This is a genomic window from Kitasatospora cathayae (assembly GCF_027627435.1).
In the GTDB taxonomy this organism is placed as follows: Bacteria; Actinomycetota; Actinomycetes; order Streptomycetales; family Streptomycetaceae; genus Kitasatospora; species Kitasatospora cathayae.
The window spans coordinates 8,326,232-8,340,404 of record NZ_CP115450.1; the positions used below are offsets into that span (position 1 = coordinate 8,326,232).

The 14,173-nt window shown below is 72.1% G+C and carries 14 protein-coding genes; 7 read left to right on the top strand and 7 right to left on the bottom strand.

Going from position 1 to position 14,173, the window contains the following annotated elements; translation table 11 throughout:
• Nucleotides 1-69 precede the first annotated feature (69 nt).
• The 3 genes from O1G21_RS37200 to O1G21_RS37210 form a co-directional block, all read right to left on the bottom strand.
• Nucleotides 70-1,425, bottom strand: a complete 1,356-nt coding sequence (locus O1G21_RS37200) for a hypothetical protein (RefSeq protein ID WP_270150049.1) — start codon at nt 1,423-1,425, stop codon at nt 70-72.
• A gap of 583 nt (nt 1,426-2,008) precedes the next feature.
• Nucleotides 2,009-2,509 (bottom strand): thiol peroxidase, encoded by a 501-nt coding sequence (gene tpx / locus O1G21_RS37205; protein ID WP_270150051.1) that lies wholly within the window; start codon nt 2,507-2,509, stop codon nt 2,009-2,011.
• Between the two features lie 124 nt (nt 2,510-2,633).
• Nucleotides 2,634-3,692: a phosphotransferase family protein gene (locus O1G21_RS37210; RefSeq protein ID WP_405000853.1), complete on the bottom strand. Its 1,059-nt coding sequence runs from the start codon at nt 3,690-3,692 to the stop codon at nt 2,634-2,636.
• Nucleotides 3,693-3,851: 159 nt separating this feature from the next.
• On the opposite strand from O1G21_RS37210, the gene O1G21_RS37215 reads away from it, so the two are divergent.
• Entirely contained in the window at nt 3,852-4,847 is a 996-nt protein-coding gene (locus O1G21_RS37215; protein WP_270150056.1) for a zinc-dependent alcohol dehydrogenase family protein, read from the top strand.
• A gap of 40 nt (nt 4,848-4,887) precedes the next feature.
• Here the strand turns inward: O1G21_RS37215 and O1G21_RS37220 are convergent, their stop codons facing one another.
• Together O1G21_RS37220 and O1G21_RS37225 are read right to left on the bottom strand one after the other, a co-directional pair.
• Nucleotides 4,888-5,241, bottom strand: coding sequence for an ArsR/SmtB family transcription factor (locus O1G21_RS37220; RefSeq protein WP_270150059.1), 354 nt, complete (start codon nt 5,239-5,241; stop codon nt 4,888-4,890).
• Between the two features lie 259 nt (nt 5,242-5,500).
• Complete coding sequence (locus O1G21_RS37225; protein ID WP_270150062.1) at nt 5,501-6,133, bottom strand: TetR/AcrR family transcriptional regulator C-terminal domain-containing protein; 633 nt, start codon at nt 6,131-6,133, stop codon at nt 5,501-5,503.
• Between the two features lie 156 nt (nt 6,134-6,289).
• Here O1G21_RS37225 and O1G21_RS37230 point away from each other — a divergent pair, with 156 nt between their 5' ends.
• The 6 genes from O1G21_RS37230 (at nt 6,290) to O1G21_RS37255 (ending at nt 11,486) form a co-directional block, all read left to right on the top strand.
• Complete coding sequence (locus O1G21_RS37230; protein ID WP_270150065.1) at nt 6,290-7,099, top strand: alpha/beta fold hydrolase; 810 nt, start codon at nt 6,290-6,292, stop codon at nt 7,097-7,099.
• A gap of 415 nt (nt 7,100-7,514) precedes the next feature.
• Nucleotides 7,515-7,916: a MarR family winged helix-turn-helix transcriptional regulator gene (locus O1G21_RS37235; RefSeq protein ID WP_270151467.1), complete on the top strand. Its 402-nt coding sequence runs from the start codon at nt 7,515-7,517 to the stop codon at nt 7,914-7,916.
• Nucleotides 7,916-8,797: an ATP-binding cassette domain-containing protein gene (locus O1G21_RS37240; RefSeq protein WP_270150067.1), complete on the top strand. Its 882-nt coding sequence runs from the start codon at nt 7,916-7,918 to the stop codon at nt 8,795-8,797. Before O1G21_RS37235 ends, O1G21_RS37240 begins: the two co-directional genes overlap by 1 nt.
• Nucleotides 8,757-9,620 (top strand): ABC transporter permease, encoded by an 864-nt coding sequence (locus tag O1G21_RS37245; protein WP_270150070.1) that lies wholly within the window; start codon nt 8,757-8,759, stop codon nt 9,618-9,620. The genes O1G21_RS37240 and O1G21_RS37245 overlap by 41 nt, the downstream gene beginning before the upstream one ends.
• A 156-nt stretch (nt 9,621-9,776) precedes the next feature.
• Nucleotides 9,777-10,337: a pyridoxamine 5'-phosphate oxidase family protein gene (locus O1G21_RS37250; RefSeq protein WP_270150073.1), complete on the top strand. Its 561-nt coding sequence runs from the start codon at nt 9,777-9,779 to the stop codon at nt 10,335-10,337.
• A 189-nt stretch (nt 10,338-10,526) separates the two neighbouring features.
• Nucleotides 10,527-11,486: a helix-turn-helix transcriptional regulator gene (locus O1G21_RS37255; RefSeq protein WP_270150076.1), complete on the top strand. Its 960-nt coding sequence runs from the start codon at nt 10,527-10,529 to the stop codon at nt 11,484-11,486.
• Between the two features lie 173 nt (nt 11,487-11,659).
• On the opposite strand, the gene O1G21_RS37260 is transcribed toward O1G21_RS37255, so the two are convergent.
• Nucleotides 11,660-13,150 (bottom strand): FAD-binding protein, encoded by a 1,491-nt coding sequence (locus O1G21_RS37260; protein ID WP_270150078.1) that lies wholly within the window; start codon nt 13,148-13,150, stop codon nt 11,660-11,662.
• 158 nt (nt 13,151-13,308) lie between these two features.
• On the bottom strand, nt 13,309-13,650 hold the full coding sequence (locus O1G21_RS37265; RefSeq protein ID WP_270150081.1) for a hypothetical protein: 342 nt from the start codon (nt 13,648-13,650) through the stop codon (nt 13,309-13,311).
• Between the last annotated feature and the right edge of the window lie 523 nt (nt 13,651-14,173).

Genomic DNA, 14,173 nt, shown 5'->3' on the forward strand with positions numbered 1-14,173 from the left:
CATGGGCATGGGCATGGGCATGGGCATGGGCATGGGTGATCACCTTGGGAAGTCGGAAGTCAGGGGTTTTCAGCGGCTGGCGGGGCGAGGCGGCCGGGGGAACGGGTAGACGGTGCCGCGGATCGGGCCCTCTGCGAGATGGAGGGCGTAGGAGACCTTGCTCTGTTCGGTCTTGGCTCGTCGGTCGACGGTCAGGCCGGCCCGGTAGAGGCCGTAGGCGACCCGGCGCTCCGCCGCCGCCGCGAGCTCCTCCCGCAGCGGGCCGTCCCGCAGCGCCGCCTGCGGGCCGAGCAGACCCTCCACCACGGCCAGCGCCCCGGCGGTGTCGCCGTGGCTCAACCGCTCGCGCACACCGGCCAGTTCGGCCGGGTTGCGGTGCGCCTGGTCGATCGCGCGCAGGCAAGGCAGCGGGGTGCCGGACAGCGCGGCCAGCAGCTCCTCGCGACGCAGCTGGGCCGGGTCGTGGTCGAGCGCCGTCAGCACGCCGTCGACCACCGCGATCCGGTGCCGGGCGCCGCGGCACTCCACCAGCCGCAGCCCCCGGGGCGGTTGGGGGTGTCGGGCGGCTCGGTGCCCAGGCACCAGCGCGGCCGCGACCAGCGGGTGCAACCGGTCGGGCTCGATCGCCCCGCTGTGCAGCAGGTCGGCGTCGGGCAGTACCCAGGTCGCGGCGTCGGGCAGCAGCGGCAGGGCGCGGACCGCTCCGGTCGCCTCGGCGGGCGGCGCGTCCGGAGTGAGCAGCAACCGCCGCCGACGCCCCAACCGCACCACCACCGACCCCGCGGGGAGTCCGTCGGCGCGCAGCAGCAGGTCGGCCTCGGCGGCCCAGCGGTCGACCGCACAGCGCAGATCGGACACGCCAAGTCCCTCCTGGTGGAGGTCACTTGGCGCACCGAGTCCGGCGCGCAGCGCCAACTCCCCACTGCGGCTCGCGTCCCAGAGGTGCCGGTGCAGGTCGAGGCGGAACCGGCGGCTGGGGCGTGGGCGCGGATGCGGGGCGGGGCCGGCGTCGGAGCCGTCCCAGAGTGCCAGGCTGACCCGCTGCCCGAACTCCGCCCAGGCGGGCGGTGTGCGGACCACCAGGTGCACCGGACGCTCGCCCGGGTACCGGACCAGCGGCACGGTCAGCCCGGCGCGCAGCAGCCCGTCGGGTGCGGTCCTCGGCAGGTGCCAGCGCAGCAACTCCGGTGCCAGGCAGCGCAGATCGGCCCGTAGTCGGTCGGCGAGCTCCCGGCCGTGGGTGCGGGTGACGCGGTGCAGCTGGAAGTCGATCTCGACATTGGCCGCGGCGCAGGCCCCGGCCCAGTCGCCGGACAGTCGACGTGCGGTGGCGGCTTCGATCATGAAGGGCGGTACGGCGTACTCGCGTACGCGCCGCCAGAAGGAGAGGCGGGAGTCGTCTCCGTTCGCGGTGTGAGTGTGCATCAGCACTCACCTTGAGCGAACGAGACCTCCGATCCGTGATCAACATAGGTGGTCATCGCTGGGGAGCTTAGCGCCCGCCGACGCCGTTCGCCACACCGTTTCCGCGCCGACCGTGGCTCTCCCTGTCTGTCGTCGGGATCAACCCGCCGTCCGGCTGGTCGATTTCACCCCCTTTCGTCCCCTGGTGGGTCGCGACCTCGGCAGTCGTCGGCGCACACCGGCCGCCTGTCGCCCATCCGGCAGCTCCGACGTCACGGGGGCAGGCATGGAATGTACGGCCGGCTGGACGCGGGGCCGTCGGCAGGATCCGGACCGCGATCGGCGCGCTCCCGGGCGGCGGCGCTCGGCAAGCAGGTCGTGCTCTGGTCCGTCGACCCGGCCGACTGGTCCCGACCGGGGACGGGGTCGATCGAGTGGCTGCGGATCGAGGACCGGGCCCCTCCGCCGGTGGTGACGACGGTCCGCGGCGACGTCTGGATCCTGCGGATCGGTGAGCGTGTGCGGTCTCCCGGCGTTGGAGCCGGAGAACGCGGACCCGCCCCACACCGGTGTGCGGTGTGGGGCGGGTCGCTGGTGGGGTGCGTCAGTTGAGGGCGGCGAGGGCGGCCTCGTAGTTCGGCTCCTCGGCGATCTCGGCGACGAGCTCGGTGTGCAGGACGGTGTCGTTCTCGTCGAGGACCACCACGGCGCGGGCGGTGAGGCCGGCGAGCGGGCCGCTGTCGATCGAGACGCCGTAGTCGTTGTGGAAGTCGCGTCCGCGCAGGGTGGAGAGGGTCTTGACGTTCTCCAGGCCTTCCGCGCCGCAGAACCGTGCCTGGGCGAAGGGCAGGTCGGCGGAGATGCACAGGACCACGGTGTTCTCGAGCGCGCTGGCCTTGGCGTTGAAGGTGCGCACGGAGGCGGCGCAGGTGGGCGTGTCGATGCTGGGGAAGATGTTGAGGACCTTGCGCCGTCCGGCGAAGTCCTTCAGCGAGGTGTCCGTGAGGCCCTCGCCGACCAGCGTGAACGCCGGCGCCTGGCTGCCCGTCGCGGGCAGCGCGCCGCCGACCTCGATCGGGTTCCCCTTCAGCGTGACCTGAGCCATGAAAAGCCTCCTACCGGCGGTGTGCGGGTGACAACGTCGCCGATCCTACTGCCAAGGACCTGGCGGTGGCTCTGGCCGCCTGGGTGGGGCGGGTCGGGGGGATGCTGCCCGGCGCCCGTACCGGCTACGCGTAGCGATCGAACAGGGCCTGCAGGTAGTCCTCCAGGCGTCCGGCCAGCACCGGCGCGCTCAGGTCGGTGCGCCCCAGCTCGCGCCAGGGCACGGCGACCTTCTCCGCGTCCGGGGCGAACGCCAGGGCGTCGAGCAGCCGCCAGTAGAGGTGGTCCCGGCCGTCGGCGGTGAGGGTGCCGCCGGCCTGCTCGTAGGCGTCGGCGAGGGCCAGGCCGGCGGGTGCGCCGTGGAGGAGGGCCAGCGTGGTGCTGCAGTGGGCGACGTCCAGGTCGGACGGACCCCAGGAGGTCTCCACCCAGTCGACGACGCCGCTGATCGCCAGCTGTGGTCCGTGGCCGGTGAACAGGACGTTGCCGGGGTGGAAGTCGCGGTGCAGGAAGCAGGCGTGGTGTGCGGGCGCTTCACGGTCGATCAGCTCCACCGCCCGCTTCCACAGTCCCGCTCGTTCGGTGGCGGCGGGCACCTGTACGCGTTCGGGGCTGGTCCAGGCCTGCCAGGGCCGTGGACGTTCCTGTTCGGGCACCTCGAGGGTGTGCAGGGTCGCCAGCTGCCCGGCCAGCAGGGTGGTGCGGCGCGCCACGTCGGCGTCCTCGTGCACCCGTACGCTGCCGGGCAGATGGGTCATCACCAGCGACGGGTCGTCGCAGTGCGCGCCCGTGGCGTCCACCGCGCGCAGCCGCGGCGCGGGGATGGCGCCGGCCTCGAGCAGGCGCAGTACGCCGGCTTCGCGTTCCAGCATGGCCGGGGCGTGCCGGCGGTAGAACGGTTTGACGAAGGAACGCAGCACCAGCGTGTAACCCCCGCCGCCACTGCCGTCGTCGCTGCCCCTGCCGTCGTCGCCGTCGCCGTCGTCGCCGTCGTCGGAGGGTTCGATGTCCAGGCGGCGCATCTGCGAGGTCCAGCCGCCCTGGAGTGCCCGTACCCGGGTGATCCGCTCACCGGGCGCGAGCACGCCCTCCACCCACCGGCGGGTGCCGGCCCATTCCTGCAGCGCGTCGTCCTCGATCACGGACGACCACCCTACGCCCCGCCCGGATCGGGGTTTCGTCAGGAGCGGGGTGACGGTTCCTCAACTTCCGTACAACACACGTTTCGAGAACCATATTCCGATGTTGGTCGAAGTTTGACAGCCGGTCCGGCCCGCGCTTGGGTGGGACTCGAACCGCACCCGCCGGCTCATCGCATACCGTCCATTGATGGGGAGAGCGCCATGCCCAGGAAAGTCGTCTTCACCGTTCCCGGCGCGCCGGAGGTCATGACCGTGCGAGAGGTGCCCCTGCCCGAGCCCGGGCCGGGAGAACTGCGCATCAGGGTCCAGGCCCTGGGCCTCAACCGTGCCGAGGCCCTCTTCCGCTCGGGCAACTACCTGGAGGAGCCGAAGCCGCTCGCCACTCCCGGCTACGAGGCGGCCGGGACGGTGGATGCCGTCGGTGAGGGCGTCAGCGGCTTCAGCATCGGCGACGCGGTCGACTCCATCCCCGCCTTCTCCCAGAACGACTACGGCGTTTACGCCACCCACGCCATCGTGCCCGCCCGCGCCGCCGTCCACCGCCCGGCGCACCTGAGCGCCGTCCAGGGCGCCGCCACCTGGATGCCCTACCTGACCGCCTACGGCGCCCTCGCCGAGGACGGCCACCTGCGCCCCGGCGACCACGTGCTGCTCACCGCCGCGGCCTCCAGCGTGGGACTGGCCGCGATCCGCATCGCCCGGCGCGTCGGTGCCGTACCGATCGCCACCACCCGCACCCGAGCCAAGACGCGCCGGCTCCTGGAGGCCGGCGCCGCCCATGTGATCGTCACCGGCGAGGAGGACCTGACCGCCCGCGTCCTGGACATCACGGGCGGCGAAGGCGTGCGCACCGTCTTCGACGCCGTCGCCGGCCCCGGCGTGAACACCCTCGCCGAGACGATCACCCCCGGCGGGCGCCTGATCGTCTACGGCCGCCTGGACCCGCGCGACACCCCCATGCCCGGCCAGGCCACCTTCGCCCCCATCACCAGCCGCTTCTACACCATCCACGAAGTCAGCCGCGACGCCGAGCGGTTGCGCCGCGGCCACGCGTTCATCACCGCGGGTCTGAAGGATGCGACTTTCGTCCCCGTCGTCGACCGCGTCTTCGAGGGCCTCGACAGCATCGTCGAGGCCCACCGCTATCTGGAGGCCGGCACCCAGGTCGGCAAGATCGTCGTGACCGTCACCGACTGACCCGGACCGCCGAGTACCAGCGGAAGGCCTGGCGGGCGGATCAGGGGGCGGCTTGGGCTTGCGCTTCGGCGTCGGCGGCGGCGACCACCGCCGTCAGCAGACCGGGGAAGCGTCGCTCCAGTTCCTCGGTGCGCAGTGTGTTCATCTTGGTGGTTCCCACGTAGTACTGGCGCAGCACCCCGGCCGCGCGGAGCACGGAGAAGTGGTGGCTGGAGGTGGAGCGTCCGACCGGCAGGTCGAAGGAGCCGCAGCTCAGGTCGGCGCCCGCGTGTGCCAGTGTGCGTACCACTGAGCGTCTCGCCGGGTCGGCGAGGGCTTCCAGCACCTGCTGGACGCTGACGTCCTCCACACCGGGGTGCACGATCACCCGCGCCGTCACGCGTGTTCGTCCCACACCCACCACCCCTTCCCAAGCCCGGCCCCCGTCCCGCGGCACTCCTCGCCAACGTCCGCGCACCATGCGCGACTTCACCCCCGACGCTACTACGGGACGGCCCTCGCCACGCCCGCTTCGACACCTGTGCAACACCGATCGCACACCACGCCTGCACGAGCGCGCCCGTCTCCCGCCCGTTTCGCCCCGTGACAGTGCCCGTGAAACACGCGGTCGTTGGCCGAACGCCCCCGCCCCCGCCCCGGTCTGGCCGCTGCCGTCAGGGCAGTTGGGCGGACAGTCCCGCGGTGAGGAAGGCGAGTCCGGCGGTGAACGCGTGGTCCGGGTCGGCTGGTTGTCCGGTCTGCCATTCGGCGAGGTGGGGGTAGCGTTCCGGGTCCACCGTCGCCGCGGCGTTGTCGCCGGCCCCGGCCTGCCTCGCCCGTCCGGTGTGTGCGGCCTGCTCCTGCAGGACGAAACCGATGACGTAGCTGGTCACCGCGTGTCCGAACGTGGCGGCCTGGGCCAGGGTGAGTCCTTCGGCGCGCATCCGGGCCAGTCCTTCCTCGACTGTTTCCAGCGTCCCGGTTCCGGGGGTGAGGTGGCCGGAGACCAGGCGCGCTCCGTCGCGGTGGGCGAGTAGTGCTTGCCGTAGCCGGTGTGCGAAGCGCGTCGTGCGTTCCGCCCATCCCGCCGCCTCGCCGTCACCCGTGTCGATCGCGGTGAACGCCCGCGCGACGACGGTGTCCGCCATCGCCCCGAGCAGCTCGTGTTTGCTGCGTACGTGCCAATACAGGGCGCCGCGTTGGACACCGAGCCGGTCGGTCAGTGCCCGGGTGGTCAGTCGTTCCAGGCCGACTTCGTCCAGTAGGTCGAGTGCGGCGCGTACGACGTCCTCGCGGTGCAGTGCCATGGGGTGGGCGCGGTCCTTCCGGCCGGGGGATTCCAGTGACTTGAGCTTAGCTCAGGTCGCCCGGCTATGATCGACCTGAGCATTGCTCAAGTACGGTGAACTCGACTGCCGGGCAGGCCGGTTCGCCGCTGTCGACGACGGAAATGAGGGGTGGGCATGGGTGAGTATGTGATGGTCGAGGGGTTGCGTACCTACTGCGAGGTCCGTGGTGAGGGCGAGCCGGTGGTGCTGTTGCACGGCGGCGGGGTGACCGCGGACAGCTGGTACGCCCAGATTCCCGCGCTCGCCGAGCACTTCCGGGTCCACGCCCCCGAACGCCGTGGTCACGGCCGTACCCCCGACGTCGAAGGCCCCGTCACCACCGACCTGATGGCCGGTGACACCATCGCCCTGCTGGAAACCCTCGCCACCGGCCCCGTTCACCTCGTCGGCTGGAGCGCCGGCGCCACCGTGGCCCTGCGCCTGGCGCTGCGCCGTCCGGACCTGGTGCGCAAGCTCGTCCTCATCAGCGCTGGTGTCAGCCGTGACGGTGCCACCGAGGCGGATGCGGCGATCCTCGGGGACACCGCGCGGCTGGAGGCGATGTTCCGCCCGCAGTACGAACCGCTGTCTCCGGACGGTCCTGGCCACTTCCCCGTGGTGTTCGCCAAGTGGCTGACGATGTGGCGCGAGGAGCCCGACATCGGCCTGGCGGCCCTGACCGCCCTGGAGATGCCCGTCCTGGTCCTGCAAGGTGACGACGACGGCGTGCGGGTCAGTCATGGCGCGGCGATGGCCGCGGCCATCCCGAACGCCCAGTTCGCGGTCCTGCCCGGCACCTCCCACACCGCCCCGCTGGAGAAGCCCCACCTGGTCAACCGGATCCTGCTCGACTTCCTCGCCGACCACCAGGCGCCCAAGCTCATGCCGCTGGGCGCCCTCGACCGGACGCCCCCGGTGCCGCCGGCAGCGCGAGCCGCGGGCTGACGGCCTCCCGTGCGGTGCCGGTGGCCCCCGCAAGCGTCGAGGAACGGCCGACGGGGCATGGCCGGCGGATCAAGCAGGGCGCGGCACGGGGCCGCGACGCCCTGCGCTTCGCTGCCGACCGCTGAGGCCCGGGCGGCAGCGGGGCGGAGAGCGCCTGAGCCCCTGCCGTGCGCCGCTTGTCGGCGGCCCCGGCGTCGACGGTTCCTCGCCCGTGGCCCGGCCGCATGCCGTGCCCGTGCCGCCGCGCCCCATCGCAGCCCTGTTCGGCCCGCCGCGCCCGCGGATTCCGGTCCGCACTCTCGACGGATACCTCTTACTGAGAGATAAAATTGGGGGTGTGACGACACATGCTCCCCGCCACATCGATGCCGCACTCGCGGATGAGTTCTCCGCTCTGCTGGTCGGTATCCAGCGCATGCTGCGGCGTCGCCTGCGTCACCAGAGTCAGCAGCCCAGGCTGCGCGGGGCGCAGGTGGAACTGCTGCGTCTGGTGATGGACAGCCCGGGGCTGCGGGTCCGCGAGGCCGCCGAGGAGTTGTGTCTGGCCGGGAACTCGGTGTCGACCCTGGTCAACCAGTTGGTCGCGCAGGGCCTGCTGCGCCGCGAGGTGGATCCCGGTGATCGGCGGGCGGCGCTGTTGTACGCGACGGTGGCGGCCGAGGAGCGGATCGAGGCCTGGCATCGGCGCCGCAGGGTGCTGATGGGTGAGCTGGTGGCGGGCCTGTCCGAGCAGGAGCAGGCGGCGCTGGCCACCGCACTCCCCGCGCTGCACCACCTCGCCGGGGGCCTGCGCGCCCTGCCGGACGGGGAGCGGTGATGGACCGGGAGGATGCGGTGGTGTGCCGGGGGCTGGAGTACACCTTCCGTCACGGGCGTGGGAAGGCGACGCGGGCGGTGGACGGTATCGACCTGACCGTGCGTGCCGGTGAGGTGTTCGGTCTGCTGGGCCCCAATGGGGCGGGCAAGACCACGGCGATCCGGGCGATCACCACCCTGTTGCCGGTCGGTGCGGGCATGGTGCGGGTCTTCGGTCACGACGTCGCCCGCCGCCCGATGCAGGTGCGGCGTCTGCTCGGCTACGTGCCCCAGCAGCTGTCCGCCGACGCCGGGCTCACCGGCCGCGAGAACGTGGCCCTGTTCGCCCGGGTCTTCGACGTCCCCCGCGCCGAACGCACCCGCCGCGTGGCCCAGGCCCTGGCGGCCGTCGACCTGACCGGGGCCGCCGACCGGATGGCCGCCACCTACTCCGGCGGCATGGTGCGCCGGCTCGAACTCGCCCAGGCCCTGGTCAGCGCCCCGCGCTTGCTGGTCCTGGACGAACCCACCATCGGCCTGGACCCGATCGCCCGCACCGGCGTGTGGGAACGCGTGGACGCCGTGCGCGACGCCACCGGCATGACCGTCCTGGTCACCACCCACTACATGGACGAAGCCGACCGCCACTGCGACCGCATCGCCCTGATGGACCGCGGCCGCATCCGGGCGCTGGGCACTCCCGCCGAACTCAAGGACCGGGTCCGCCAGGCCGCCGGAGCCGGAGCCGACACCGGAGCCGGAGCCGATGCCGGTGCGGCCCAAGCTGAGCCGACCCTGGACGACGTGTTCCGTCACTTCGCCGGCCGTGAGCTGGCCGACGCCACGGAAGGAGACTTCGGTGATGTCCGCCGTACCCGCCGAACGGCCAACCGCGTCGGCTGAACCCTCCGACCGCGGAGCCGAGTTGGACCTGCTGCTGGTGGCCCCGCGCGCCCGCACCGGCTGGCGTGTGATTCCCGCCCGCATCGCCGCGATGTGCGCGGTGGAACTGCAGAAGCTGCGGCACGACCGCACCGAGCTCTACACCCGGGCCGTCCAGCCCGCCCTGTGGCTGCTGATCTTCGGTGAGACCTTCACCCGTCTCAAGGCGATCCCCACCGGCGGCATCCCCTACCTGGACTACCTCGCGCCGGGCATCATCGCCCAGTCCGCGATGTTCATCGCGATCTTCTACGGCATCATGATCATCTGGGAGCGGGACTCCGGGGTCCTGACCAAACTGTTGGTCACCCCGACCCCGCGCGCCGCTCTGGTCACCGGCAAGGCCTTCGCCGCCGGTGTGAAGGCCGTTCTGCAGGCGGTGGTCGTGGTGCTGATCGCCGCGGTCCTGGGCGTCGCGATGACCTGGAACCCGTTGCGCCTGGCGGGCGTGGTGGCCGTGGTGTTGCTCGGCTCGGCGTTCTTCTCCTGCCTCTCGATGGCGATCGCCGGGATCGTGCTGACCCGCGACCGTCTGATGGGTATCGGCCAGGCGATCACCATGCCGCTGTTCTTCGGCTCCAACGCCCTCTACCCGCTCGGCCTGATGCCGGGCTGGCTGCAGGCCGTCAGCAAGGCCAACCCGCTCAGTTACCAGGTCGACGCGCTGCGCGGCCTGCTGATCGGCACCCCCTGCCACCTGCCGCTGGATTTCGCCGTCCTGGCCGCCGCCACCGGTGCCGGCATCGCCGCCGCCTCCGCCTTGCTGGGGCGCCTGGCACGTTGAGGTACCGCCCTGACGGGACGATCGAGGGCCCTGACGGGAAAGACGACAGAAGGTGTCGGGTTTCGCCGGGACCGTGGGGAATACCGACCGGCACCGTGGTGACGTGATGACGTTGTGGGTGCCGGCTGGGACGATTACGACAAGGCAAGGATCCCCATGCGCGAAACACCTGACGAGCTCCACCGTCTCCAGGCCCTCCTCGACACCTCGCTCTCCCGCTCCACCGCGCACCTGCGCTCGATCATCACCAGTGAACGCGCCCTCAGCGCCGGGCAGCTCACCGGCGTGCTCACCGGCATGTGCACGCTCGCGCTGTCCACCGTCACCGCCACGGGCGAGCCGCGCGTCAGCGGCGTGGACGGGCATTTCCTGCACGGTGCATGGCACTTCGGCACCGCGCGCACCTCCGCCAAGGCCCGCCATCTCGCTGAGCGTCCAGCCGCCAGTGCGGCCCACCTGCGCGGGGAGGAGCTGGGCGTGTTCACCCACGGCACCGTGGAGGTCCTCAACCCGCACGGCACCGAACCCGCCGCCGACTGGCCGCAGTTGCTCGCCTACTTCCGCGACTTCTACGGCGATGACGCCTTCGACTGGGACAACGACGTCGTCTACTACCGGCTGCGCCCGCACTGGATGGCCGCGTTCGCCCACGACCCCGACCGGATCGGCGATCCCGGCCTGCCGCTTCCGGATGCCCTGCGGGACCCGCGGCACTGATCTGCGGCTCCGGCGTACGGCTCCGGTGTACGGTGCCGGCGCCGGGCTTTCGGTGTGGGGCTCCGGTGTGGGGCGACAATGGTGTGCGGCCGTGATTCGAGGGTCCCGGCCGCGCACCGGGCGCCGCCCGGGTACGGCAGGCGGACGGACACGGCGGCGGGCGAGACGGCCGGCGGCGGAGGGGGCGGGATGCGGGCGAGCCGGGCGATCGCGTTGTTGCTGCTCCTGCAGAATCGGCGCACGATGACCGCCGCGCAACTCGCGGCCGAGCTGGAGGTGTCCGAACGTACTGTGCAGCGTGATGTCGCCGCGCTGATCGAGGCGGGGGTGCCGGTGTATGCCGAGCGCGGTCGTGGTGGGGGTTATCGGCTCGTCGATGGCTACCGTAGCCGGCTGACCGGCCTCGAACGCGCCGAGGCCGAGGTTCTGCATCTGGCCGCGCTCCCGGGCCCGTTGCGTGAGATGGGCCTGTCCGGGCAGGCCCTTGCCGCACGTGTGAAGATCGCGGCCGTGCTGGGGGACGCTCCCGGGGCTGCCGCGCAGCGCTTCCATCTCGACGCGCCCGCCTGGTTCCGTGACACCCAGGCTCCTCCGCTGCTCGCCGAGGTCTCGCGTGCGGTGTGGCAGGAACGCGTGCTGCACGCCCGCTACGCGGCGCGCGGTGGTGGCACCCGGCAGCGGCGGCTGGAGCCGTACGGGCTGGTGCTCAAGGCGGGGCAGTGGTACGTCGCGGCGCGCGGGCCCGGCGGGCGCATCCGTTCCTATCGCGTGGACCGGTTCGAGAGTGCCGAGGCGGGCGAGGAACGTTTCGAGCGTGACCCGGACTTCGATCTCGCCGACTACTGGGCCACCGCGGCGCGGGAGTTCACCCGGGCCATGCTGCGCGAACGCGCCTTGGTGAGGCTGAGCCCGCTGGCCGTTGAGCACCTCGCCGTGTTGCTGGAGCCGGTCGCCGCCGCCGACGCCCTCGGCACTGCCGGTCCCGCGGACGCCGACGGCTGGATCACCGTGACCCTGCCGCTGGAGAGCTGGGAGATCGGCTACTTCGAACTCCTGCGGCTGGGCCCGGAAGCCGAGGTCCTCCACCCACCCGAACTGCGTGCCCGCCTGGCCGAGGCGGCCCGCCGCGCCGCCGCTCTCTACGCCTGAGCGTCGGCACGCCTGAGCGTCGGTACACCTGAGCGGCCGGCCCGGCAGGGCGGCCGCCCCGGGAAAGGCGGACCCGGCGCCCCGACACGCGGTGCGGCGCGCACCGTTGGGCCGCGGACCGGGTGCCGGGGTTCCGCGCGGGTCGGGGGTGGGGGTTTCGAGCGCGCGTGGGGTCAGGTGGTGTGGATGTTCTGGCCCGGGGTGAGGATTCCCGCCGGGTCGTAGCGCCGCTTGGCCCGTCGCACTCGTTCCCACTGCTGCCCGTAGTGGCGGATCCAGTCCGCCCGGGCCATCCCGGGGATCGCGCCGATCAGGTAGCGTTTGCCGCCCAGCTCGACGGCCCGTTCGTACAGGTGCCGGTTGCGTTCCAGCATCCGGGTGGTGTCCGCGCCGGGTGCGGGGAAGGCGAGCAGGTCGAAGTGCCAGCCCACCTCCTCGGTGGGCAGCACTGCCAGTGGTGTGGTGATCTTGTGGCGCGCGTAGGGGTAGAACAGCAGCAGTCCGGCGCCGAGGTCCGCGGCGGTCAGGACGTCGGCTGCTTCCCGCATGAACACTCCCGCCGTGGACGCGGGCAGGAACAGGCTCAGCCATGGCTTGGGCAGGCCCCAGAAGCCCGCCGTCCGCAGGTACGCGGCGAAGGCGTCGACCCGGAACGCGTACTCGCGCCAGCTCTGTTCCACCACCGTCGTCTCACCTGCCACCGGGTTCAGCCCCGCCAGGAGCTCCTCGCTTTCCCCCGCGCGTCCGGTGTCCCCGTAGGCCACCAGTTCTGCGGCGTACCGCCACCGCTTTCCGTCCGAGCTGCGCACCACGTTGCCGACCTGCAGGTCGAAGCGGCCGTCGGCCAGGATCTTCTGTTGGTCGGTGAGGTAGGTGTCCAGGTCGTCGTAGGCGAGGGTGAACACGGTGGAGCGTTCGCGCGCCGGCACCAGTGCCAGGGTCGCCTGCACGATGATTCCCGCCTGTCCGCCGCCGGCCAGTACCGCCTCGAACAGTTCCCGGTTGTTCTTCCGGGAGGCCGTCACCAGTTCACCGGTGCCGGTCACCACCTGCAGCTCGCGCACCGTGTCGGTTTGCAGGCCGTGGTGCTGCACTGCGCCGCCGATGCCGCCCACGCTCAGTGTCCCGCCCACCGACAGGTGCAGGTAGTCCGTCAGCGCTGGCGGTATCCAGCCCTTGGCGAGTGCGGCGTCGGTCAGCTGCGCCCAGGTGGCGCCGGCTTGCACCACGGCCTCGCCGGGGCGGACGGAGACGATCGTGTCCAGGCCACGGGCGTCGATGGCGATGCCGCCGCGCGGGTTGGCCTGACCGTAGCTGGAGTGCGATTCGAGTCCGGAGCGCCCGAGAAGCGCCGCGTCGCCGCTCTGTCCGTTGACGGCCACCGGGATGCGGTGGTGCCGGGCGAATGCGACGATGCGCTGCACGTCCCGTACGGAGGTGGGGCGTGCCACGGCGCGGGGTGCGGCGGTGATCAGGTGTCCGAAGTCGCCGGCGAACCGTTCCAGGTCTTCGCCGTTCAGGGTCACCGTGCCGTCCAGGGCGGGCAGTTCGGCGACGCCTGGGTCCGGTGTGGTGGCCCAGGTGCGGGTGGTGGTGTTCCACCCGAGTACGGCGGCGCCGACGCCGGTGATCAGGGCGCGGCGGGACAGTCCTGGCCTGCTCATATCAGGGTATCTCCGATCGGTCGTCACATCGGGGTTGTTGTACCGCAGTCATCTCGTCGGTCGCCTACCGGCCGTCCGGCCCGTAGAGCTTCCAGTCGTTGCAGCTCAGCAGGTGCATCCGGCCCGCAGTACCAGACCCTCGTCCACGTGCGGGGGCGTCACTGACCCGCCTGGCCGAGCCGGCGCTCGATCTCCCGCAGCTGCGCCATCGTGTGGTCCCACATGTGGCGCTGGTAGGCGGGGGCGTCGGCGGGAATGAGGGTGCTGGCGGCCTGTGCCTCCTCCAGCAGTGCCTGCCGGGCCTGGGGCAGGCGGGCCACCCGCGCGCCACTCTCGCTCAGCTCCCGCAGCACGTAGGCCAGTTTGTAGGCGTAGGCGCGGGGGCTGACCGTGAACAGGATCCGGTAGGCCCGCATTCCCTCCTCGCCGGTCAGGATCCGGTCGTTGTGGCTCATCAGCCGTACCCGTGCCGCAAGCAGCAGGTCCATGTGCACGTTCATGTGTCGTTTCCCCCTTGGTCGTTGCTCTCGTGGTGCACACCCCCACCCCCCTGGCGACGGCGCCGGGGCGCGACGGCTCGCGCGCCGCCGCCCGGACAGGCGGGCGGCGGCGCGTGGGCCGCGAGAGAGGGGGAGTGGGGTGTTGCACGAGTGTGCGGCGCGGACGCGGGGTGCGGCAAGGCGAAGAAAGGGTGGGCTGCGTCCTACCGCAACCCTTGCCTGACCTGGCAGGATTGGGGTCGGCATCCTCCCGGGCCGGGGCCGGAAAAACCCGTTGCACCCCCGGGGCGCGTTGCGCAAGAGTGGTCGCGCACAGAACGCCGTACCACCGCAGCGCAGCGAAGGAGGGAGTGCGCCATGAACGGCACAGCAGCCCGAGCCGCCCGTGGCCGTGGCTATCGCCGCCCCCGCTGTGGTACCTGCGCCGGCGCCGCCGGGCCCCGGACGCGCTGAGCCGCCGCGCCGCCCTGCCCTCGGCGGGCCGGTGGTGTCGCGCAAGATCTGTGTGGAGCAATGGTGTTGA

What these genes read in the sequence shown, in the direction of transcription:
- O1G21_RS37200 (WP_270150049.1), bottom strand. Translation starts at nt 1,425, where the DNA reads ATGCACACTCACACCGCGAACGGAGACGACTCCCGCCTCTCCTTCTGG.
- tpx (WP_270150051.1), bottom strand. Translation starts at nt 2,509, where the DNA reads ATGGCTCAGGTCACGCTGAAGGGGAACCCGATCGAGGTCGGCGGCGCG.
- O1G21_RS37215 (WP_270150056.1), top strand. Translation starts at nt 3,852, where the DNA reads ATGCCCAGGAAAGTCGTCTTCACCGTTCCCGGCGCGCCGGAGGTCATG.
- O1G21_RS37225 (WP_270150062.1), bottom strand. Translation starts at nt 6,133, where the DNA reads ATGGCACTGCACCGCGAGGACGTCGTACGCGCCGCACTCGACCTACTG.
- O1G21_RS37230 (WP_270150065.1), top strand. Translation starts at nt 6,290, where the DNA reads ATGGGTGAGTATGTGATGGTCGAGGGGTTGCGTACCTACTGCGAGGTC.
- O1G21_RS37235 (WP_270151467.1), top strand. Translation starts at nt 7,515, where the DNA reads ATGCTGCGGCGTCGCCTGCGTCACCAGAGTCAGCAGCCCAGGCTGCGC.
- O1G21_RS37240 (WP_270150067.1), top strand. Translation starts at nt 7,916, where the DNA reads ATGGACCGGGAGGATGCGGTGGTGTGCCGGGGGCTGGAGTACACCTTC.
- O1G21_RS37245 (WP_270150070.1), top strand. Translation starts at nt 8,757, where the DNA reads ATGTCCGCCGTACCCGCCGAACGGCCAACCGCGTCGGCTGAACCCTCC.
- O1G21_RS37250 (WP_270150073.1), top strand. Translation starts at nt 9,777, where the DNA reads ATGCGCGAAACACCTGACGAGCTCCACCGTCTCCAGGCCCTCCTCGAC.
- O1G21_RS37255 (WP_270150076.1), top strand. Translation starts at nt 10,527, where the DNA reads ATGCGGGCGAGCCGGGCGATCGCGTTGTTGCTGCTCCTGCAGAATCGG.
- O1G21_RS37260 (WP_270150078.1), bottom strand. Translation starts at nt 13,150, where the DNA reads ATGAGCAGGCCAGGACTGTCCCGCCGCGCCCTGATCACCGGCGTCGGC.
- O1G21_RS37265 (WP_270150081.1), bottom strand. Translation starts at nt 13,650, where the DNA reads ATGAACGTGCACATGGACCTGCTGCTTGCGGCACGGGTACGGCTGATG.